5 protein-coding genes are annotated in these 25,929 nt (G+C 44.5%); all 5 read right to left on the reverse strand.

The features are described 5' to 3' along the window. Positions 1–7: 7 nt before the first annotated feature. Genes CBM24_RS21720 through CBM24_RS21740 form a run of 5 tightly spaced genes read right to left on the reverse strand, consistent with a single transcriptional unit; the run spans position 8 to position 25,917 of the window. On the reverse strand, positions 8–979 hold the full coding sequence (locus CBM24_RS21720) for a TauD/TfdA family dioxygenase (RefSeq protein WP_088162708.1): 972 nt from the start codon (positions 977–979) through the stop codon (positions 8–10). A 29-nt stretch (positions 980–1,008) separates the two neighbouring features. Then, a complete protein-coding gene (locus tag CBM24_RS21725) occupies positions 1,009–10,635 on the reverse strand; it encodes a non-ribosomal peptide synthetase (protein WP_088162709.1) in 9,627 nt (3,208 codons plus the stop codon). Between the two features lie 54 nt (positions 10,636–10,689). Further along, a complete protein-coding gene (locus CBM24_RS21730) occupies positions 10,690–12,480 on the reverse strand; it encodes a lanthionine synthetase LanC family protein (protein WP_088162710.1) in 1,791 nt (596 codons plus the stop codon). A gap of 11 nt (positions 12,481–12,491) precedes the next feature. Next, positions 12,492–13,382, reverse strand: a complete 891-nt coding sequence (locus CBM24_RS21735) for a DUF6734 family protein (protein WP_088162711.1) — start codon at positions 13,380–13,382, stop codon at positions 12,492–12,494. 16 nt (positions 13,383–13,398) lie between these two features. After that, on the reverse strand, positions 13,399–25,917 hold the full coding sequence (locus CBM24_RS21740) for a non-ribosomal peptide synthetase (protein ID WP_088162712.1): 12,519 nt from the start codon (positions 25,915–25,917) through the stop codon (positions 13,399–13,401). Positions 25,918–25,929 lie beyond the last annotated feature (12 nt).

The following is a 25,929-nucleotide window of genomic DNA, read 5'->3' on the forward strand; positions in this document are numbered from 1 at the left end:
TTTATATTTAACACATTGTAACTAAGATCTTTCTAACTCCGGAGTAAGCACGTCGTCCATGGGCCATTATAATGTTGTCAAGGATTAGGAGGTCTCCTTTTTGCCACTTAAATGATAAGGAAGATTCAAACGATGTTTTTGTAATTTCATGTAAATACTCTTCCGGGATCTGTTCACCGTTGCCAAATGTTGCAAATTGAGGGTATTTATCAGGTTGCTCTCTGTGAATAAGTTTGAGCATTTTATAAATATCTTCAGGTAAACTACTTGGGTGAAATTGATTTGCTTGATTAAACCATACCCACTCTGAGGTTGTAGGATGTTTAAGAATACCAACACCATGCTGGCATAAATAAAGGTTGTCCCCAATCCAAGAATATTCTATATTATTCTTTTCACAAAAAAGTTCAATTTGATCCTTATCTTGAGTTTCGAAAGTTTCCATCCATGTTTTTCCCAATCCTTTCTTTCCACTTAAAAATCTGGAATATCTGACGCCATGGGATCTGAATTTTTCAACAATCTCACTACTCAATTTCGACAGAAACTTCCTCCCGTCTAACACGGGTGTTTCGCCTCCCGATTCAGCCGGAGTCTCACAAAAAAAAGATATAATTTTAGGATATTTTGAAGAGTAAGAAAGTTCATTATGAAGTGTAATATTGTATTCTTTAGGATACTCTGTAGAAGTAAAGACATTATTTCCCAAATTGGTCCTTGGTGAATTACCATCCTTATAATCGAAGCTGTTATGTTTAGAAAATACCGAAGTAATTTGTAAAAAGTCTTCTTGATTTATCAAATCAAAATCTCTGAACAATATTCCCCCATACTTATAAAGGTCCTGGTAAATTCTCTCGAGATTATCGTCTAAAAAAGTAAGTAAACTTATTTTATTGGAGTTCAAAGCGCTTTCGGGTGTTATTACACAGAGTTCTTGTTCTGCATTACCAATTCGGGAAGTTTTTATCGCTGGCATGATATATATGTTTTATGAAAATTATCGTTTTAATTGCTTAACCATTGTATGTTATCGATTTCATCTCCGATGGTGGAAATTGTTGGATTATCAAAGAAATTACTGATTTCGACCTGGACATTAAACTCTTCATGGATCTTTCCTATAATTCTTATTGCAGATAGGCTATGTCCTCCTAGCTCAAAAAAGTTACTTTCTACGCCGATTCTATTTTCATTAATACCTAATACTGAGCTCCAAATATGGATAAGCTTCCTTTCGGTTAAAGTACAGTTAGAGTTATCTATTACTTCAGTATTATCTAAAACTGATTCAATTAATCTCTCTCTATTAATCTTTCCATTTTCCAACAATTGAAAATCGTCTACCTTCAACACCTTATAAGGAAGCATATAATCCGGTAATCTTTCACTGAGGTAACCAATAAAATCTTCGTCTTTGGTTATATTTTCTCCTTTTACAAAACATAGAATGGCTTTCTCATTTCCTAGGAGATTTGCTGTTAAGACAACTACATCTTCTATTTCATTTCTAGAAATCAGTTCCTGTCTGATTTCATTGAGTTCTACACGATACCCCCGTATCTTTACTTGATCATCTACACGTCCGAGATATTTTATTTCACCGTTTTCTTTTCTAATACCTAAATCTCCGGTACGATATAATCTAATTTTGCTACCCGTGATGTTAACATCTATAAACTTCTCTTTAGTGAGTGCTCGATTATTCCAATAACCTTCAGCCAGGCCGTCCCCACCAATAAATATCTCTCCTACAACCATTTTCGGCACTAAGCCAAAACTCTTATCTAATAACATTACTATATTATTTCCAAAGGGCTTCCCTATATTTAATTCAGAAGAATTATCTATTTTCTTTATCAACTTTCCTATTGTGCTTTCAGTAGGTCCATAATGATTATATATATTGCAGTTGCGCTCATTTAATACTATACTCTCAACTACATCTGCTGTTAGTTCCTCCCCTCCAAATATCAAACACTTATTGGGAATTATGGGATTATCTTGGCTATGCAGGGATTTCCAATGTGATGGTACGATCTTTAAACAATCCACATTTAACTTTGACATGAACTGGGGATTCATCGCTTTTTCCCTATCAACAATAACAATTTTCTTACCTGTAAGTAATGCTACATAGATTATAGTGTTTCCTAAATCCGCAGCGATTGTCGATGTCAATGCAAAAGAGTCGCATTCTAAAAGATTTGTACATTGCAAAATACCGTTTACATAATCTATAATGGCGCTATGGCTTACCATTACTCCTTTAGGTTTCCCAGTTGAACCTGAAGTATATACTATGTAAATTAATTTTTCATTAAGTTCTTGTGTGACAATATGATCTTCATATTTTCTTTTGTTTGCAAGAAAATCATTTATATTATCCTGATTAATAACCACTTTACTATCACTATCAGTAATAATATCATTAATACGTTTGTCTGGGAAGTTTAAATCTATCGGCACATATATTGCCCCAAGTTTCAAGATAGCTAGTAGGACTATAATAGTATATTCGTTTCTTTCAAGCAAAACGGACACGTTTTGGCCAGCACATACATGGCACATTTCTCTTAGATATGCTGCGAAATGATCACTAAATAAAGCTAAGTCTTTATATGTCAACCGAACCTTACCATATTCTATAGCAGTTTTATTTCCATTAAGTTCAACCTGATCTTTGAATATTTCAATAATATTTTGTTTTTCGAAGATCGGAGTTGTTAGGTTTTTGCTGTAAAAGTGAATTAATCTTTCCGATTCTTCCTGACTTAGATATGGAACTTCACCTATTTTTAATCTGGGTTGATTTACCAAATTGGTAATGAGCTCAATAAGATGATTCAAAATGTTCAACGAACGCTTACTACTGAATAAGTCTGAATTATAAATCAACTTTATTTGTAGTTCATTTTGCAAATCAATAAATTCAAAAGATAGGTCTAACCGAGATGATTCGACTACGGCGTTATCAACTTCAGTAATTTTTAGATTTTCAAGATATGATTGATCAAATATTTCCTCATTATCTTTTAACACAACCCAGATATCGAAAAGAGGATGGTGCGAGGTATCTCGTTTAAGTTTTAGCTCCTCTACCAATGAATCAAAGGGATAGCCCTGATGTTCCTGTGCTTCAAGCGTCACACGGCGTGCCTCACCCAGGACGGACAAAAAGTCCATATCACCTCTCACCTGTCCGCGCAGGGCAACCGTGTTCACATAGAATCCCAGCTGACCCGAAAGGTCAGCATGGTCCCGCCCTGCCAACGGACTCCCAACGGTGATATCATCCTGCCCCGTGTAACGGTGCAGCAGCACCTGGACCGCAGACAGAACGCCCATGAAAAGGGTCGAACCCGCCGACTGAACAAGCCTGCGAAGGCCCGAAAGCACATCGCCACCCAGATGCCCGCGGACACTGCCCCCACGGTAGCTCTTTACAGCAGGACGGGGATAATCCGTCGCCAGCTCCAGCACAGGCACACCGCCCCCGAAAATGCCATGCCAGTATGAACGTGCCTGCGATAGCGCTGACGCTCCAAGGCTGGACTGCTGCCAGCTCGCATAGTCACGGTACTGGATACGCAGATCCCCTAGATCGGCTTCTGTTCCATCTTGCTCCGAACAGTAATATGCCAGCAGCTCCCGCACCAGAATGCCCATAGACCAGCCGTCACTGATGATGTGGTGCATCACAAAGCCAAAGATCCACCGGCTCTCGCCCACACGGTATAGACGGCCCCGGAGAAGGGGGCCCGCCGATAGGTCGAACGCTTCCCCCTGCAGTGCCGATGCACGCAAAAGTGCCTCGCTCTCGCCCCCGCCTTCACCACGCAGGTCTTCCTCACCAAGAACAAAACCGACCTCATCGGCACCCAGCACATGCTGCCGAACACCGTCGGCACTGTCCCGGAAAACCGTCCGGAGGATCTCGTGACGGCGCAGGACTCGCGCGAAGCTACGCCCCAAAGCGGAAACGCAGACATCTCCCTCCAGAACAAAGGTCCCCGGAACATGATAGGCTGTCCCCACACCCGAAAACTGGCTCAGCACCCACAGCCGGCGCTGGGACGAGGACAGAACATAACCCGAAGCACTGTCCGAAACTCCGGGGATACCCTCCAAAACAACACCGCTGCTATTGGCTATAGCAACGGCCATATCACAGAGAACGGGATCTGCAAAAATATCTTTTAAAGCGATATGGACGCCAAACTCATCTTGTATTAACGAACTCAACTTGACAGCTTTCAGGCTATGCCCGCCCAGCTCAAAGAAATTGTCAAGCACACCGACCTGTTCAACACCGAGCACCTCGCTCCAGATCGAGGCAAGCCGAATCTCCGTGTCACTGCCCGGAGCTTCATATACATCCCCCGATGCTGCGCTCCGTCCGTCGGGAACGGGAAGCAGGCTCCGGTCGACCTTACCGTTCGAATTCAGCGGAAGACGCTCCAGAAACACATAGTACCCCGGAACCATATAGCCCGGAAGACGACCGGAAAGGTAGTTCCGCAGATCACTGCCGCTCACCATATCGCCAACAACATAGGCCACCAGTTCCAGGATACCGTCGCCAGAAAGGTCGGTCGCCTGTACCACCGATCCCGAAATACCAGCATGGCCGGACAGCAGGCTTTCGATCTCTCCCAGTTCAACCCGGTGGCCACGTACCTTGACCTGATGGTCCAGCCGGCCCAGGTACTCCAGGTCTCCGCTCGCCAACAGCCGCACACGGTCACCCGTACGATAAACACGCTCGCCCGAAACAATAAAGTCCCGCAAAAATCGCTGGGAATCCAGTTCTGGACGGTTCAGGTAACCCCGGCAGACCCCGGCGCCCCCTACATACAGCTCACCCGGAACTCCGGCAGGAACAAACTCCCCAGAGGCATCAAGCACATAACAGCCCAACGTTGGGATCGGACGGCCGATATTGCTAACTCCCGAGACAATCTCCTGGGCACCGATCTCCTTATAGGTAACATGCACCGTCGTCTCGGTGATCCCGTACATATTCACCAGCGAAACACCGGGATACTGCTCATACCAGTCCCGCAGCATACCTGGCTTGAGCGCCTCCCCCCCAAAGATAACATAGCGCAACGGAAGGGCCGTAACACTCTGTTCCACAAGCCGTGAAGACAACCCTACAAACGCAGAAGGCGTCTGGTTAAGCACCGTAACTCCCTCAGAGAGCAAAAGACCGGAAAACTCTTCCGGGTCCTGCGCCACCGCCAAAGGAACCACAACAACGCGCCCCCCGAACAGAAGGGCCCCATATATTTCCCATACCGAAAAATCAAAACTGTAGGAATGGAACATCGTCCAAACGTCCGATGGCCCAAAATCGAAGAGCGGGGCATCCGTCTTCAGTAGACGGACAACATTCCGGTGCTCGACCAGCGAACCCTTGGGCTCGCCCGTAGAACCGGAAGTATAGATGATATAAGCAAGATCCCCAGCCTGCACATCAATATCAACAGGGAAAATCGAATACTGTTCCCGGGCCGAAAGGTAATTATCCAGCACCCTAGGATCAAGCAGAACCCGCATCGAACTATCCCGCTTCATATAGCTGATCCGCTCCGAGGGATACAATGGATCGATCGGAACATACGCACAGCCACACTTCAGAACAGCGAGCATGCTGATCACCTGCCACTCGCTACGCTCCAGGCACAGACCAACATGCTCTCCCCGGACCACACCATACTCTTCCAAAAGGTAATGACCAAGGCGGTTGGACTCCTCATCCAGCGCAGCATAGCTCAGCTGAATATCACCAAAGACCAAGGCGATGGAAGAGGGAGAAAGACCCACCTGCTCCGCAAAGAGCGAAACCAGCGTATCCTCTACTGGATAACCTATATCACGATGGCCCAGCCCGCTCTGCAGGTACAGCAGCTCATCGGTCCCTAAATAGGACAGCCGGCCAACAGGCGTCCCGGGAGACTCCACTGCCGAACTTAGCAGACCCACCAGGTGCCCCAGCATACGTTCTATACTCGAATGCTCATATAGGTCACTGTTATATTCGATCTCTAGATCAAGACCAACCGCCGTTTCCGTGCCGATAAAGATCAGGTCAAACTTGCTCGTACCGCCCTCAGCTGTATCTACTGCGCTGATCCCAAGGCCAGTGCCCGAAGCCGCATCCGTCAGGTCGACACCATCATTGTTCTGCAGCACCACCATGACATCAAAAAGTGCACTCCGGCTCATGTCACGCTCAAGATCAAGTTCCTCCACCAGCGAATCAAAGGGATAGCCCTGATGTTCCTGTGCTTCAAGCGTCACGCGGCGTGCCTCACCCAGGACGGACAAAAAGTCCATATCACCCGAAACACGCCCACGCAGGGCAACCGTGTTCACATAGAACCCCAGCTGACCTGCAAGGTCAGCATGGTCCCGCCCTGCCAGCGGACTCCCAACGGTGATATCATCCTGCCCCGTGTAACGGTGCAGCAGCACCTGGACCGCCGACAGAACGCCCATGAAAAGGGTCGAACCCGCCGACTGAACAAGCCTGCGAAGCCCCGAAAGAACATCGCCACCCAGATGACCGCGGACACTGCCCCCCCAGTAGCTCTTTACAGCAGGACGGGGATAATCCGTCGCCAGCTCCAGCACAGGCACACCGCCTCCGAAAATGCCGTGCCAGTATGAACGTGCCTGTGACAGCGCAGACGCTCCAAGGCTGGACTGCTGCCAGCTCGCATAGTCTCGGTACTGGATACGCAGGTCCACAAGATCGGCTTCTGTTCCATCTTGCTCCGAACGGTAATATGCCAGCAGCTCCCGCACCAGAATGCCCATAGACCAGCCGTCACTGATGATGTGGTGCATCACAAACCCAAAGATCCACCGGCTATCACCCACACGGTATAGACGGCCCCGGAGAAGGGGGCCCGCCGATAGGTCGAACGCCTCCCCCTGCAGTGCCGATGCACGCAAAAGTGCCTCGCTCTCGCCCCCGCCTTCACCACGCAGGTCTTCCTCACCAAGAACAAAACCGACCTCATCGGCACCCAGCACATGCTGCCGAACACCGTCGGCACTGTCCCGGAAAACCGTCCGGAGGATCTCGTGACGGCGCAGGACTCGCGCGAAGCTACGCCCCAAAGCGGAAACGCAGACATCTCCCTCCAGAACAAAGGTCCCCGGAACATGATAGGCTGTCCCCACACCCGAAAACTGGCTCAGCACCCACAGCCGGCGCTGGGACGAGGACAGAACATAACCCGAAGCACTGTCCGAAACTCCGGGGATACCCTCCAAAACAACACCGCTGCTATTGGCTATAGCAACGGCCATATCACAGAGAACGGGATCTGCAAAAATATCGCGCAGGTCAAACTTCCGCCCCAGCTGTCGGAAGATCTCCGTACTGAGACGCACCGCGCGGAGGCTGTGCCCCCCAAGTTCAAAAAAATCAGAATCACGGCCGATGACAGAAACAGCGCAGCCGAGCACATCGCTCCAGATCGAGGCAAGCCGAACCTCCGTGTCACCTTCCGGGGGAACGACCGTTCTCCCGGACCGGAGATCATCACCGCCCATGGAAAGCAGCAAACGCCGGTCGACCTTACCGTTGGAAGTCAGCGGAACCGATTCGATACGCATATACTGAACCGGAACCATGTAACTTGGAAGGCGGCCCGAAAGATAGCTCCGCACATCATCCAGATCGATGTCCGCAGAACAGACAACATAGGCGCACAGATCCTTATCCCCGGATTCGTTCTCCCGTGCCAGAACAACGGCAGCACTGACACCATCGAAGCCCATCAGGACAGACTCTATTTCACCGGGCTCAACACGGTAGCCCCGGATCTTTAGCTGCTCGTCCATACGGCCCAGAAAATCCACGTTACCATCCGAAAGCCACCGCCCCAGGTCACCCGTCCGGTACATCAGCGCACCTTCCACGTGCGGGTTGGCCACAAAACGGGACGTTGTCAGCTCTTCAAGGTTCAGATAGCCGCGTGCAAGACCGGCCCCTCCGAGGCAGATCTCACCAACGGCCCCGATAGGCTGCACACAGTCACCCGGGCCCAAGATATAAACCTGCGTGTTACCGATAGGACGGCCGATAGGAACACGGCCGGCAAAATCAGAAACAGCATAAACTGTGGAAAAAGTAGTATTTTCTGTCGGGCCATAACCATTAAAAATCTGTAATCGCGGAAATACTTCATGCAATAAGTTGACATGTTTAATAGAAAGAATATCGCCTCCAGCAATGACAGTTTTTAATCGTTCAAAAAGAGAAATTTTATGTTCAATGATTTCATTAAAAAGACCGGAAGTAAGCCATAGGATATTAACGTCGTTATTCAAAATAACGTCTTGTAAAATATCAGAATCAAAGGTATTGGTATTGCTATATAAAACAAGTAATCCACCATTAAGAAGAATTCCCCAATACTCAAATGTCACAGCATCAAAAGAGATTGCTCCCGTGCTCAATAGAACATCATCAGACCCCAAGGTTAAAAAACCATTCAATCGCGCAAGTCGTAGTATACTCCCATGTTCAATAAGAACTCCTTTAGGAACTCCAGTCGATCCAGAAGTATACATTATATAAGCCAAATCCTCTGGATTACAGATATCAAATGGGACTTTCGATTTATTTTCCATTTGAGGAAACAATAAATCAACGGCTATTAGGTTTTTAGAAATATAATCCAATTCATAAAATATATCAAAGTCACATAATATCACTTCAGCCCTAGCATCTTCAACAATAAATTTTATCCTGTGAAGAGGAAACTTAGGATCGATGGGAACGTAAACAGCACCGATTTTTAAAACTGCAAGCAAACTTGCTATATTAAAAACTGACTTATCCATAATAATTGCGACATGAGCTCCCTTCGTCAGGTTAAACTCGTCCATTAAATAATTAGCAATTCTATTAGAATATTCATCCAATTCAAGATAAGTCAACCTTATAGAGCCATCATTAAGCGCAATCTTAGATGGATATTTTTCCATTATTTCATTAAAATAATAAGGGACTCCACCTTGATATAAATTCTGATTTAAATCATTATTAAACCCTCTTATAATTTTATTTTTCCGTGCAGCACTAACTGAATCGATTAACGCTATCGGTTGTGAGACATTGTCGAGAAGATTTTCAATAAGATCATTGAGCGTATCAATAAAACTCACGATAGTTTGATGGTTATAAATCTCAGTATTATATACGAATCTCATTTCAATTGACTTTTTATTGTCAACGAAAGTTAATTGAAGGTCCAATTTACTTGTTCGGCTCACGAGATCATCCACAAATTCTATTTCCAATTCAGAACCAGCTTTTTGATTTAACATGTCGTCAAGTTCGGTATCATGTAAAATCATCATCACATCAAATAACGGATGTCTTCCCTGCGAAATATTAAGTCCTTTAATATTTTGGACCAATTCATCAAAAGGATATTCTTGATGTTGCTGGCATTCTAAGATATTTGCTTTAACTGTACCTAAAAATTCTAGAAACGGCTCTTCTGTCTGTATGTTAGACCTAATAGGGATTGTATTAACAAAGCTTCCAACGACTGTGGACAAATCATGATGTGTTCTTCCTGAAACAGGAGTACCGATAACAATATCAGTTTGCCCTGTAAATTTGTATAATAATATATTAACGATCGCAAATAACCCCATAAACATTGATGTATCAGACTCTTTTAAAATTTGTCTAAATTTTCCTGCTGTTTCTGGGGCAATTGTACCTAAAGCTATCTGTCCCTTAAATGTATTAAAGTTAGCACGAGGTTTGTCTTCAGTCAGATTCAAAACTGGTATTGGATCATTAAACTTGTCTAGCCAAAATGTGCGATGATGGCTCATCTTATCATTCAGTAAGTTTTTGTTTTGCCATTCAGAATAGTCGTAATATTGAAGCGGTCGAGGTAGTAATGAAATATTTTCATCATGACCGTTCCTATAATAGTCGAGTAAGTCTTTTATTAAAATATTTAACGACCAACCATCACAGATAATATGGTGTATAACAAATGAAAAATAAGACTTATTTTCATCTACTTTGTATACTTTGGCAGCCATTAGAGGCCAAATATCCAATTTGAATGACTTTTCAAAATCACCGACAATATTATGACGCACCCGCTCAATATCATTCAGTTCGGAAACTTCCAACTTAAAAAGCAGCTCGTTATTCGGTAGGATTTTTTGCTTAATATTTCCATCATCGTTATCAACTTCAAAAACCGTTCGTAAAACATCATACTTTTCGATCAGATAAGAAAATGATTTTTCCAAGTGTAATAAATCGATTGCACCATTAAAGATATAGCTTCCAAAAACATTATATGCGGCACATGATTCTTCTGACTGACAGACAATCCATATCCTTCGTTGTGCAGCAGATAATTCATAGACATTATTGACAATCGCATAAGGGATATTATCACTGTCATCAAGTGATACGGTATTATCTTTAAGCATATTAATAAGAAATTCCTTATTCTTCTTTATTTCGCCTAAAAGAATACTGTCTACTTCTTCGTCAGCACAAAATAGATGAAGCTCTCCATCAATAACTTCAAGAAAAATATTATTATCCGAAATTTTTTTCAATAATTCATCCATAACAAATTGGCTATTTATTGTAGTGTAATGATAATCGTGTGTTTATAAGCAGCTTTAGGCCGCGCTAAAGGTCAGAATCCCAAGCTGTATCCATTTTCTAAGAGTCATAAAAATTGTGTTCTTAAATAAATAGAGAAAATCCGCTTTATTATAGATATTGGTAAGACCAATATTTTTTGAAATTTGTAGTAACTTCTCTTCTTCAAGCGTATTTAAAATCGAATATATTTGATTTAATGCGTCTTGCACGCTAACTTCATCGCGAAAAAGATCAAGAAATAGCAGAAAGTCATGTTCTAAATATATTTCGTCAACTTGTCTATTATCAATAGAAGTAAAAATTACTATCGTTTTAGCTGCAGGTAGATTGAGTAAGTCTTTACCGCTCTCAAAAATAGCATCTTTCCAATCGAACTGAGTCTTCAAGAATTTAACAGCAGTAGATATTATTAATTTTTGATCAGATAACCAGTTTTCAGGCTGATCCAATAGCTTAGTTACATATTTAAAACGCTCGCTTTTACTAACGTCCGACTGCCAAAAATTGTGCTGAGCTATAACTTCAAGTCTCTTTAAGTCAATTTCTAACGCCTCTTTTAAAACTATATATGGATGAATACCGCTATTGATTTTCGTAATCCGATCTATATAACCGGCAAATTGAGAATCTTGTGACTTATAAATCGTTGGACAATATTCAATTAAATAACTTGGAATTATAAATTTATCAATTGCATTAGCCACCATTGTTGTTTTCGGAAAGTCTGTTTTCAAACGTCGAAGATTCAATGAAGATAAATCTAAAGAGATTGCTCCCTTTGAATCTGGGAATTGAGTATTTTCTAAAAAAAAAGGGTAAATGGAATCATCACAAATTGGTGATGCAGTTGTTTTGATATGGTAATACATGGTGGTCAGCATTTTATCTCCGAACAAGCTGTCTTGGTCCAATGTCCAGTCCCTTGCGCAGGCTGACAAAATTTGATTATTCAATTTGTTAATAAACAACTGAAAATCAATATTTTGAAAACAATTAAAAACTTCCGAATCTTCTTTGATATATGAATTTTTGATTAAGATTTGTTTTAACTGATTTTCTAATTCGTTTTCGGAATTTATAGGCACAATAATATTCGTTTCTTGACCGTCATGGACATATTCTTGGGATGGTAGCTTTATATTAAATTCTTGTACCAGATTATTGATAAAAATATCCCCGAAATATGATTCGAAATACTTCAGTGCGTAAAAAATTCCTAGAGTTCCATTAATTAGGCTATCTGAACTGCAAAACTCCGTATAAGATTCCGTCCAATAACATCCGTTTTCATCAAATTTTGTTTCCTCCAAAATTTTTAACAGAAACTTTTCAATATAATGATTTAGGTCATCTTGCTTAGTTATTTTATGGAGTTTTATTAATAACACCAAAAAGCCACTTCTTCCCTCCATTAATCCATTCGATGTATAAGGCGACTCAAGAAATAAATAATCCGCCCCTTTTATTAGATCTATTGCTTTTTCTATGTACCTATCATCATGATCCAATTCATATTTTTTTATTAGAATATAAATACGTAACCCTATACCAGATTTTAAACTATAATCATTTTCTAGCTTATCATTACACAAAAGGATATTTTGGAATTCTTTATCAATAACATCCTTTAATTCAACTGACTTATTAATTGTATATATTTCTAACAAATACAAAAGGATAAACGGCCTGGCGTCGTTGATGCTATTTTCTCTTTTTATAGCTGGATTTACTCCGGTATCATTCAAGTAATTTTCAATTAAAAATCCGGAATAATTAGTGTAAATATCGGTTAGATTGATATTCATAGAAACTTAAGTTATATTTGATTTTTCTTTAATAGGCGTATTACTCTAGCATAGTCCATAGGGTATTCAGTTCTCAATTTGTTCTCGAGCAACGTACAGTGAAGTATATCTTTTTTTGAAGTACCTGACAAATGGATGTAGGATGTTCGATCTGGAATTCCAGCAAACTCAAAAAAGTGGGGAGAAACTGTACTATTATGAAAATATGCTATGTCTATATTATTGTGATCTGCCATTGACCTGAATAGAAATTGTTCAAAAATCACATTAAATAAAGAACTATCAATGAGTTTTAACTTTGTGATGTTTTTATTGATAAATGCAAGTGCTTCCTCTGTGTAATTTTGAACAAATTTTATATTCGTTCCACCTAAAATTCCAGCATTCACTGCCTTAATACAACCATTTTTATTAATAGAGCTATTAAGTACTTCTGGATAATAATCAAAGTTCAAAGCAATAGGTAAAAATGCCTTCCGATAGTATTGATCATAGCTAAAACCCTCTTCTGGATTTTGACATAAAAGTTCGGCGTTTTCCAGCTTTTCAGTGAATTTTTTCCATATAAATACGTCGCCATCAACATGTATAAAGGCTTCTTTTTGTAACCTATAAGAAAGTATCTTACCCATTGCCCATAAATTCGGATGATAATCCTTAATCTCATTTAATTCAACAGAAGCCTTCGAATAAGGTATTTCTAATTTATTAATCAATAAGTCATATCCTTGGTTATCTGTAACTAGCTCTACATCTTTATAATACTTAAGCAATTGCTTTGCACTTAATATCCAAGCGAAATAATGATATTTTCTATCTAACCAGCCACATCGATTGAAATTTAAAAAATCATTTTTATTCAAATTTCCGGGCTTTGACCAATAGCTTTGGATTATTTTCATTTCTTCAATAGTAAAATTATATTTTAATGCTTTTAGACACTTCTTTTATCTCAGATTGCTTTTTCTGTTTCGTTATAAAATCAATATAATTTCCAATTTTCTTAATAGTAGGCTCATGAAAGAAGTCTGCGAGATTTAGTGTTATCTTCATTTCACGTTTTATATGTTGAATGACCTTTACAGCTTTCAGGCTATGGCCGCCCAGCTCAAAGAAATTATCGAGCACACCGACCTGTTCAACACCGAGCACATCGCTCCAGATCGAGGCAAGGCGAACCTCCGTTTCACTGCCCGGAGCTTCATATACAACCCCCGATGCTGCGCTCCGTCCGTCGGGAACGGGAAGCAGACTCCGGTCGACCTTACCGTTCGAATTCAGCGGAAGATGCTCCAGAAACACATAGTACCCCGGAACCATATAGCCCGGAAGACGGCCCGAAAGGTAGTTCCGCAGATCACTGCCGCTCACCATATCGCCAACAACATAGGCCACCAGTTCCAGGATACCGTCGCCAGAAAGGTCGGTCGCCTGTACCACCGATCCCGAAATACCAGCATGGCCGGACAGCAGGCTTTCGATCTCTCCCAGTTCAACCCGGTGGCCACGTACCTTGACCTGATGGTCCAGCCGGCCCAGGTACTCCAGGTCTCCGCTCGCCAACAGCCGGACACGGTCACCCGTACGATAGACACGCTCGCCCGAAACAATAAAGTCCCGCAAAAATCGCTGGGAATCCAGTTCTGGACGGTTCAGGTAACCCCGGCAGACCCCGGCGCCCCCTACATACAGCTCACCCGGAACTCCGGCAGGAACAAACTCCCCAGAGGCATCAAGCACATAACAGCCCAACGTTGGGATCGGACGGCCGATATTGCTAACTCCCGAGACAATCTCCTGGGCACCGATCTCCTTATAGGTAACATGCACCGTCGTCTCGGTGATCCCGTACATATTCACCAGCGAAACACCGGGATACTGCTCATACCAGTCCCGCAGCATACCTGGCTTGAGCGCCTCCCCCCCAAAGATAACATAGCGCAACGGAAGGGCCGTAACACTCTGTTCCACAAGCCGTGAAGACAACCCTACAAACGCAGAAGGCGTCTGGTTAAGCACCGTAACTCCCTCAGAGAGCAAAAGACCGGAAAACTCTTCCGGGTCCTGCGCCACCGCCAAAGGAACCACAACAACGCGCCCCCCGAACAGAAGGGCCCCATATATTTCCCATACCGAAAAATCAAAACTGTAGGAATGGAACATCGTCCAAACGTCCGATGGCCCAAAATCGAAGAGCGGGGCATCCGTCTTCAGTAGACGGACAACATTCCGGTGCTCGACCAGCGAACCCTTGGGCTCGCCCGTAGAACCGGAAGTATAGATGATATAAGCAAGATCCCCAGCCTGCACATCAATATCAACAGGGAAAATCGAATACTGTTCCCGGGCCGAAAGGTAATTATCCAGCACCCTAGGATCAAGCAGAACCCGCATCGAACTATCCCGCTTCATATAGCTGATCCGCTCCGAGGGATACAATGGATCGATCGGAACATACGCACAGCCACACTTCAGAACAGCGAGCATGCTGATCACCTGCCACTCGCTACGCTCCAGGCACAGACCAACATGCTCTCCCCGGACCACACCATACTCTTCCAAAAGGTAATGACCAAGGCGGTTGGACTCCTCATCCAGCGCAGCATAGCTCAGCTGAATATCACCAAAGACCAAGGCGATGGAAGAGGGAGAAAGACCCACCTGCTCCGCAAAGAGCGAAACCAGCGTATCCTCTACTGGATAACCTATATCACGATGGCCCAGCCCGCTCTGCAGGTACAGCAGCTCATCGGTCCCTAAATAGGACAGCCGGCCAACAGGCGTCCCGGGAGACTCCACTGCCGAACTTAGCAGACCCACCAGGTGCCCCAGCATACGTTCTATACTCGAATGCTCATATAGGTCACTGTTATATTCGATCTCTAGATCAAGACCAACCGCCGTTTCCGTGCCGATAAAGATCAGGTCAAACTTGCTCGCACCGCCCTCAGCTGTATCTACTGCGCTGATCCCAAGGCCAGTGCCCGAAGCCGCATCCGTCAGGTCGACACCATCATTGTTCTGCAGCACCACCATGACATCAAAAAGTGCACTCCGGCTCATGTCACGCTCAAGATCAAGTTCCTCCACCAGCGAATCAAAGGGATAGCCCTGATGTTCCTGTGCTTCAAGCGTCACACGGCGTGCCTCACCCAGGACGGACAAAAAGTCCATATCACCGGAAACACGCCCACGCAGGGCAACCGTGTTCACATAGAACCCCAGCTGACCTGCAAGGTCAGCATGGTCCCGCCCTGCCAGCGGACTCCCAACGGTGATATCATCCTGCCCCGTGTAACGGTGCAGCAGCACCTGGACCGCAGACAGAACGCCCATGAAAAGGGTCGAACCCGCCGACTGAACAAGCCTGCGAAGCCCCGAAAGCACATCGCCACCCAGATGCCCGCGGACACTGCCCCCACGGTAGCTCTTTACAGCAGGACGGGGATAATCCGTCGCCAGCTCCAGCACAGGCACACCGCCCCCGAAAATGCCATGCCAGTATGAACGTGCCTGCGATAGCGCTGACGCTCCAAGGCTGGACTGCTGCCAGCTCGCATAGTCTCGGTACTGGATACGCAGGTCCACAAGATCGGCTTCTGTTCCATCTTGCTCCGAACGGTAATATGCCAGCAGCTCCCGCACCAGAATGCCCATAGACCAGCCGTCACTGATGATGTGGTGCATCACAAAGCCAAAGATCCACCGGCTCTCGCCCACACGGTATAGACGGCCCCGGAGAAGGGGGCCCGCCGATAGGTCGAACGCTTCCCCCTGCAGTGCCGATGCACGCAAAAGTGCCTCGCTCTCGCCCCCGCCTTCACCACGCAGGTCTTCCTCACCAAGAACAAAACCGACCTCATCGGCACCCAGCACATGCTGCCGAACACCGTCGGCACTGTCCCGGAAAACCGTCCGGAGGATCTCGTGACGGCGCAGGACTCGCGCGAAGCTACGCCCCAAAGCGGAAACGCAGACATCTCCCTCCAGAACAAAGGTCCCCGGAACATGATAGGCTGTCCCCACACCCGAAAACTGGCTCAGCACCCACAGCCGGCGCTGGGACGAGGACAGAACATAACCCGAAGCACTGTCCGAAACTCCGGGGATACCCTCCAAAACAACACCGCTGCTATTGGCTATAGCAACGGCCATATCACAGAGAACGGGATCTGCAAAAATATCTTTTAAAGCGATATGGACGCCAAACTCATCTTGTATTAACGAACTCAACTTGACAGCTTTCAGGCTATGCCCGCCCAGCTCAAAGAAATTGTCAAGCACACCGACCTGTTCAACACCGAGCACCTCGCTCCAGATCGAGGCAAGCCGAATCTCCGTGTCACTGCCCGGAGCTTCATATACATCCCCCGATGCTGCGCTCCGTCCGTCGGGAACGGGAAGCAGGCTCCGGTCGACCTTACCGTTCGAATTCAGCGGAAGACGCTCCAGAAACACATAGTACCCCGGAACCATATAGCCCGGAAGACGACCGGAAAGGTAGTTCCGCAGATCACTGCCGCTCACCATATCGCCAACAACATAGGCCACCAGTTCCAGGATACCGTCGCCAGAAAGGTCGGTCGCCTGTACCACCGATCCCGAAATACCAGCATGGCCGGACAGCAGGCTTTCGATCTCTCCCAGTTCAACCCGGTGGCCACGTACCTTGACCTGATGGTCCAGCCGGCCCAGGTACTCCAGGTCTCCGCTCGCCAACAGCCGCACACGGTCACCCGTACGATAAACACGCTCGCCCGAAACAATAAAGTCCCGCAAAAATCGCTGGGAATCCAGTTCTGGACGGTTCAGGTAACCCCGGCAGACCCCGGCGCCCCCTACATACAGCTCACCCGGAACTCCGGCAGGAACAAACTCCCCAGAGGCATCAAGCACATAACAGCCCAACGTTGGGATCGGACGGCCGATATTGCTAACTCCCGAGACAATCTCCTGGGCACCGATCTCCTTATAGGTAACATGCACCGTCGTCTCGGTGATCCCGTACATATTCACCAGCGAAACACCGGGATACTGCTCATACCAGTCCCGCAGCATACCTGGCTTGAGCGCCTCCCCCCCAAAGATAACATAGCGCAACGGAAGGGCCGTAACACTCTGTTCCACAAGCCGTGAAGACAACCCTACAAACGCAGAAGGCGTCTGGTTAAGCACCGTAACTCCCTCAGAGAGCAAAAGACCGGAAAACTCTTCCGGGTCCTGCGCCACCGCCAAAGGAACCACAACAACGCGCCCCCCGAACAGAAGGGCCCCATATATTTCCCATACCGAAAAATCAAAACTGTAGGAATGGAACATCGTCCAAACGTCCGATGGCCCAAAATCGAAGAGCGGGGCATCCGTCTTCAGTAGACGGACAACATTCCGGTGCTCGACCAGCGAACCCTTGGGCTCGCCCGTAGAACCGGAAGTATAGATGATATAAGCAAGATCCCCAGCCTGCACATCAATATCAACAGGGAAAATCGAATACTGTTCCCGGGCCGAAAGGTAATTATCCAGCACCCTAGGATCAAGCAGAACCCGCATCGAACTATCCCGCTTCATATAGCTGATCCGCTCCGAGGGATACAATGGATCGATCGGAACATACGCACAGCCACACTTCAGAACAGCGAGCATGCTGATCACCTGCCACTCGCTACGCTCCAGGCACAGACCAACATGCTCTCCCCGGACCACACCATACTCTTCCAAAAGGTAATGACCAAGGCGGTTGGACTCCTCATCCAGCGCAGCATAGCTCAGCTGAATATCACCAAAGACCAAGGCGATGGAAGAGGGAGAAAGACCCACCTGCTCCGCAAAGAGCGAAACCAGCGTATCCTCTACTGGATAACCTATATCACGATGGCCCAGCCCGCTCTGCAGGTACAGCAGCTCATCGGTCCCTAAATAGGACAGCCGGCCAACAGGCGTCCCGGGAGACTCCACTGCCGAACTTAGCAGACCCACCAGGTGCCCCAGCATACGTTCTATACTCGAATGCTCATATAGGTCACTGTTATATTCGATCTCTAGATCAAGACCAACCGCCGTTTCCGTGCCGATAAAGATCAGGTCAAACTTGCTCGCACCGCCCTCAGCTGTATCTACTGCGCTGATCCCAAGGCCAGTGCCCGAAGCCGCATCCGTCAGGTCGACACCATCATTGTTCTGCAGCACCACCATGACATCAAAAAGTGCACTCCGGCTCATGTCACGCTCAAGATCAAGTTCCTCCACCAGCGAATCAAAGGGATAGCCCTGATGTTCCTGTGCTTCAAGCGTCACACGGCGTGCCTCACCCAAAACGGACAAAAAGTCCATATCACCGGAAACACGCCCACGCAGGGCAACCGTGTTCACATAGAACCCCAGCTGACCTGCAAGGTCAGCATGGTCCCGCCCTGCCAGCGGACTCCCAACGGTGATATCATCCTGCCCCGTGTAACGGTGCAGCAGCACCTGGACCGCAGACAGAACGCCCATGAAAAGGGTCGAACCCTCCGACTGAACAAGCCTGCGAAGCCCCGAAAGAACATCGCCACCCAGATGACCGCGGACACTGCCCCCACGGTAGCTCTTTACAGCAGGACGGGGATAGTCCGTCGCCAGCTCCAGCACAGGCACACCGCCCCCGAAAATGCCGTGCCAGTATGAACGTGCCTGTGACAGCGCAGACGCTCCAAGGCTGGACTGCTGCCAGCTCGCATAGTCTCGGTACTGGATACGCAGGTCCACAAGATCGGCTTCTGTTCCATCTTGCTCCGAACGGTAATATGCCAGCAGCTCCCGCACCAGAATGCCCATAGACCAGCCGTCACTGATGATGTGGTGCATCACAAACCCAAAGATCCACCGGCTATCACCCACACGGTATAGACGGCCCCGGAGAAGGGGGCCCGCCGATAGGTCGAACGCCTCCCCCTGCAGTGCCGATGCACGCAAAAGTGCCTCGCTCTCGCCCCCGCCTTCACCACGCAGGTCTTCCTCACCAAGAACAAAACCGACCTCATCGGCACCCAGCACATGCTGCCGAACACCGTCGGCACTGTCCCGGAAAACCGTCCGGAGGATCTCGTGACGGCGCAGGACACGCGCGAAGCTACGTCCCAAAGCGGAAACGCAGACATCTCCCTCCAGAACAAAGGTCCCCGGAACATGATAGGCTGTCCCCACACCCGAAAACTGGCTCAGCACCCACAGCCGGCGCTGGGACGAGGACAGAACATAACCCGAAGCACTGTCCGAAACTCCGGGGATACCCTCCAAAACAACACCGCTGCTATTGGCTATAGCAACGGCCATATCACAGAGAACGGGATCTGCAAAAATATCGCGCAGGTCAAACTTCCGCCCCAGCTGTCGGAAGATCTCCGTACTGAGACGCACCGCGCGGAGGCTGTGCCCCCCAAGTTCAAAAAAATCAGAATCACGGCCGATGACAGAAACAGCGCAGCCGAGCACATCGCTCCAGATCGAGGCAAGCCGAACCTCCGTGTCACCTTCCGGGGGAACGACCGTTCTCCCGGACCGGAGATCATCACCGCCCATGGAAAGCAGCAAACGCCGGTCGACCTTACCGTTGGAAGTCAGCGGAACCGATTCGATACGCATATACTGAACCGGAACCATGTAACTTGGAAGGCGGCCCGAAAGATAGCTCCGCACATCATCCAGATCGATGTCCGCAGAACAGACAACATAGGCGCACAGATCCTTATCCCCGGATTCGTTCTCCCGTGCCAGAACAACGGCAGCACTGACACCATCGAAGCCCATCAGGACAGACTCTATTTCACCGGGCTCAACACGGTAGCCCCGGATCTTTAGCTGTTCGTCCATACGGCCCAGAAAATCCACGTTACCATCCGAAAGCCACCGCCCCAGGTCACCCGTCCGGTACATCAGCGCACCTTCCACGTGCGGGTTGGCCACAAAACGGGACGTTGTCAGCTCTTCAAGGTTCAGATAGCCGCGTGCAAGACCGGCCCCTCCGAGGCAGATCTCACCAACGGCCCCGATAGGCTGCACACAGTCACCCGGCCCCAAGATATAAACCTGCGTGTTACCGATAGGACGGCCGATAGGAACACGACCGGAAAAATCAGAAACAGCATAAACTGTGGAACAAATACTCGCTTCTGTCGGGCCATATGCGTTAAAGAATTTAATTTTAGTTTTACTGGCGTCCGAATAGAATCTAAAAGCCTCCCCTGCAGAAATAACAATTTCTAAATCGCCCAAGAGTTTATAATTGAGCATTGTTATAATTGTAGGTGGAAAAGTAGCAATCTGTATCTGATTACTATTCAAATATTGGCTCAGTAAAAAAGGATCAGATTTCGATAATTCGTCAATAATATAGAGTTCACCTCCCGTACACAAACACATCAAAATTTCAGAAATTGAGGCATCAAAAGAATGCGAAGCAAACTGTAAGTGTCTTTTTTTCTCAGCAATAGTGAAAGAATTTATCTGGTTTACAATCGTATTTCTGATTCCTCTATGTTCGACTAACACGCCTTTGGATACTCCGGTGGAACCAGAAGTATAAATAATATAAGAAATATCGCTAGGTTGAGTTTCTACCTTACTTTCCAGTACCGAATCGAATACTTCAAGTTGAATATCCAGGGCTATCAGACTCCCATTAAAGAAAGCTAAATCAAATAAATAGTTAGAATGTGTAATAATTAATTTGGTATCAATATCTTTTAAAATAAATTCAATACGGTCTTTAGGCAATTGAGGATCAATTGGAACATATATAGCACCGACTGATTGTATCGCTAAGAAAGATATTATGCTAAACTCGGAACGATCTAGAACGACTGCAATTTTATCTTGAAAAGAAATAGTTTCTGACAGAAAGTTCGCCAAAGCATCAACTTTGGACAATAATTGCGAGTAAGACAGATCTTCTCCTTGGCAAGAAACCGCGATACTGGTTGGAGAGGCTATTGCATAGCTCTTAATTATTTCCAATAAAGACATTTTAGGCAAACCCTGTTCAGGTACAGGGTTAAATCCCCAAATTATTTCCCGAGATTCTTGATCATTAACCACATTCAATTTCCCCAAGTGAACACCTGGCTGTATTAGAATCTGATCTAATAAATTAGATAAATGGCAAACCAATCTTCCTATAAAGTGTTCAGAATAAATATCACTATTATAATTCAGGGATAACGCCAAGTTATCATTTACTTTTTCGAAGTTAAACACCAAATCAAATCGACTAGTTTCGATTATTTCGTGTTCGTATTCAGTAACCACAATATTCCTAAGTTCCACAAAATCATTCGCGTTGATTTTATCTTCTAGAATTACTTGGATATCAAAAATCGGATGCCTACTAACATCCCTTTCTACTTTTAGATCGTCCAATAAAAGGTCAAATGGATATTCCTGATAATCATAAACATTTAACACTTTATGTTTTACATCGTTAAGAAATTCGACAAATGTCTTTTCCGGGTCCAGAAATGACCTTATAGTGGTCGTATTTGCGCAAAGCCCTATCAGTCCTTGCAGGTTTGCGTTGGTGCGCCCAATGACCGGTGTACCGATCACTAAATCACTTTTACCGGAGTACTTAAATATCAATACTTTTACCAAAGCTAAAAGCCCCATAAATAATGACGAACTATTTTTATTAAGGAACTCTTGAAATGTTTGAATTCGGGGAACTAGAAATTCCTTTTTATAAGTTCTACCGTTATAAGTCTTTATCTTTGGTCTTGTCAGATCTCCTAAGATCTCCGTTGAAGATTGAATCCCTTCAAGTTCTTCCATCCAAAAAGCTTTGAGAAAGTTACCTTTTTCAGAACGAATCAAATTGTTATGCCAAGCGGCATAGTCCTTATATTGAATTTTCTCCAGAATACGCGCCGAATATATATATCCCTTATGCTCATTGTAAAAACTTATTAGGTCATTCAATAATATTTTCATTGACCATCCGTCACATATAATGTGATGGATCGAAAAACAAAACTTCACATTTCTAGCGTCAATTCTAAAAAGCCCGATTCGGAAAAGCCCCGCTTGCTCGAGGTTAAACGTCTCCCGAAAAAATGCGCTAATATGCTGATCAAGATCATTTAATTCATTTTCAACGTTATATTTTCGAATGTCAAGCTTTACTTCATTGGGTTGAAGAATATATTGCCTCAGCTCGCCTGCTGAATTCAACTTAAATAAAGTCCTCAGTACATCATTTTTTTCGACAAGTTTTTCTAATGCCACTTCGATAGCAGACCAATCAAGTATTCCTTCAAAGTTATATGCCGCAGATAAATTATAGGCTGCGCTAGCTTGATTAAATTGACTGATGGCCCAGAGGCGTCTTTGACCAAATGATACCTCAAATCCATTATTATTTTCATTAATCACAGGAATACTATCCTGAACAGCCGGTTGACTAATTTCTATTGCATAGGCCATCTCATGTAGGATAGGGCACGCAAATACATCCCGCAGATCGAACCTTTTCAGCATTTTCTTAGAAATTTCTAGACTTAGTCTTACCGCGCGTAGGCTATGCCCTCCAAGATCGAAAAAATTAGAATTTCGGCCAATCAAAGCAATATCAATATTCAAAATATCAGCCCAAGCCGATGCTAATAAAGACTCTAGCTGCCCTTCTGGTGGAATAGTAGGCATATCTGAATGAATATCAGAATGAGTCATAGACAACAGGGCCTTCCGATCAACTTTTCCATTGGGTGTAAGTGGAACAGAATCAATATACATATAATGTGTTGGCACCATATATTGAGGCAGATATTGATATAGATAATCCCTAAGAGCGTCTAAATTAATATCTGAAGATGTAACCAGGCATGCAGCTAAATTTATATCTCCAGGGGTACTTTCTCTGGGAATTACGACAGCTGAAGTAATACCATCGTATTGCATAAGGACTGTCTCAACTTCACCAGGTTCAATCCTATAACCCCGTATTTTCAATTGTTCGTCAATTCTTCCAAGATAATCTATATTACCATCGACCATCCAACGCCCGAGGTCTCCTGTTCGATACATAAGCTGCCCTTCGCAATACGGATTGGAAATAAACCGTTCGTTCGTTAAATTTGGTAAATTCAAATATCCAACAGCGAGTCCTGCTCCTCCCAAGCATATTTCACCAATAGCGCCTATAGGTTGGACAGAAGCATTTGATCCTAAAATATAAACCTGGGTATTATCTATTGGCCGTCCAATATAACATTGGGACGGATCATGAATCCTATAACAGGTACTATAAGTAGTATCTTCAGTCGGCCCATATAAATTTCTAACTTCAATTCTTTTTAAATCCAACTGATCCAAAATACCCTTCGGAATCGGTTCACCGGCAATATTCAGGACAGATATATTATTAAAATCAAAACCATTATCAATAAATGAACCGACTAAACTAGGAACAGTATTAAGTAAGATATTCAAATGTCTATCCAGGTAAATAGAAGTTAATAGTGGTGTATCAATTATTCTTAAATCCTTACCAAGAATAAGCGGGCAAAACAATTCAAATACTGATAGATCAAAATTAATTGAAGTCGTAGAAAAAATAACGTCGAAATTTGAATTATTAAATTCCTGTTTACACCAGGCTAAGAAGGAGACAACGCTTGACTGTCCTATTTGTACTCCTTTAGGAGCTCCAGTAGATCCGGAGGTATATATGATATACGCAATGTTATTAACATTGCTATAGTTGCAACTGTAGCTTTTAGAATAGGTGTCGATATTAGTAATGAAATCTGCTAACAGATCATCGGTAATTAACAAGCTGCAATCGCAATCGGCCAAAATATAATTCACGCGGTCCTGGGGAAAGCTGGGGTCAATGGGAACATATGTTGCGCCCGTACGTAATATACCCAGAATTGCTATAACAATCCAGTCGGTTCGTTGAATAGAAACGCCAATATGATGGTTACTATTTGCTGAGAAACCAATCTGACCTGTCAGGAAGTTCGCAAATTGATTAGATAGAACGCTAATTTCGTCAAATGTACAGCTCCTATCTTGGAAAAAAACTTTCGCATCCAAAAATTTCTGTAATTGCCCATCTAACACCTGGATTAATGGTTCATTGTCGATAGCAGCTAAATTTTCGGTATAAAAAGATTCTTGTTGAGGTAATAACACAACCTCAGTATATTGGGATATAATATTTTCAATAGAGGATGACCAGCTCGTACAGCATGTTGAGATCATTTTGATATAATTCTCTATTAAAATAATGACACTATCGCGATCAAACATTTTATCTTTGTAATCAACAAGCAGCTTAAGCTCATTTTCCCTTCCCAAGTCCAATAGGTGGAATGCAAATTCTTCCTCTTGTTGACCATTATGCAAATAATTAATATTCCAACCGTCCATTTCAAAATCAACTTCATACTTATTTGTCTGGTAACTAAAGAAGGTATTAAACAGGTTCCCTTTTTCATCTTTATCAACAAGCATATCTTTTAACGGATATCGTTTATGTCGATAGATCGTAAGAAGTTCTTTTTTAAGATTCAGTAGGAAGTTCGAAAAAGAAAGTTGTAGATCCAGTTCGAATTGCAATGGTAAGATATTAACCATCGGGCCAAAGACCTGCTTCTCTTTTGCACCATATCTATTGGATATAGGCAACCCAACATTAACAAAAGAATTTCCATAAACTTTTGCCGTAACGAAGAATACACCTAAAAAATAATTGTAAGGCGAAATGTTCAAATTCTCACAAAACTGAGCTACATCATTAACAAGATTACTGTCAATGCTATATTCAATTCTTTTAGCGGACATCGCACTTAAATCATTGTTTCTATAAAGAGCTGGAAATATTTTCTCATTGGAGGCGTAGTCGTTTCTCTCCTTCCAAAAATTACGGTCCGCAATATATTGTTCGCTACTTTTATATAGATCAAACGATTTAAGCGTGTCTTTAAAGGATGGAATTATTATCTCGATCTCATCAACGTTGGAAAGGCGCTTATTATAAAAATTGAGAACATTTCTAAAAAAAAGTGACATGGAAAAACCGTCAAAAATAAGGTGATGGGTTTTGACATACCAAATAGTTGAGGTACCGTTAACAATTAACTTTACATCTATGAGAGTTTGGTCGGCTTGTATAGGCCGTATCATTTCATCCCGCAACCAGTCTTTAAGCTTATGCGCATTATTGCTTCTAGATTGGTCCAATATCTCAATTACAAACTTAGATTTCAGATTAAAATCCAAGCATTTGTCCTGAATAAGATCCAATACATCAATTCTATCAATTACCTGGATAATTGCCCGACGAAGTTGTTCTATATTTACTTCCCTTTTTATTTCTGCATACCCACCAACATTAAATAGTGAGCTAAGTGTATGAATTTGTTGAGAAATTAAAATGGACTCTTGGATAGGTGACAATTCCATATCATTAATGTA

It is taken from the genome of Sphingobacterium sp. G1-14, from assembly GCF_002196555.1.
Taxonomy (GTDB): domain Bacteria; phylum Bacteroidota; class Bacteroidia; order Sphingobacteriales; family Sphingobacteriaceae; genus Sphingobacterium; species Sphingobacterium siyangense.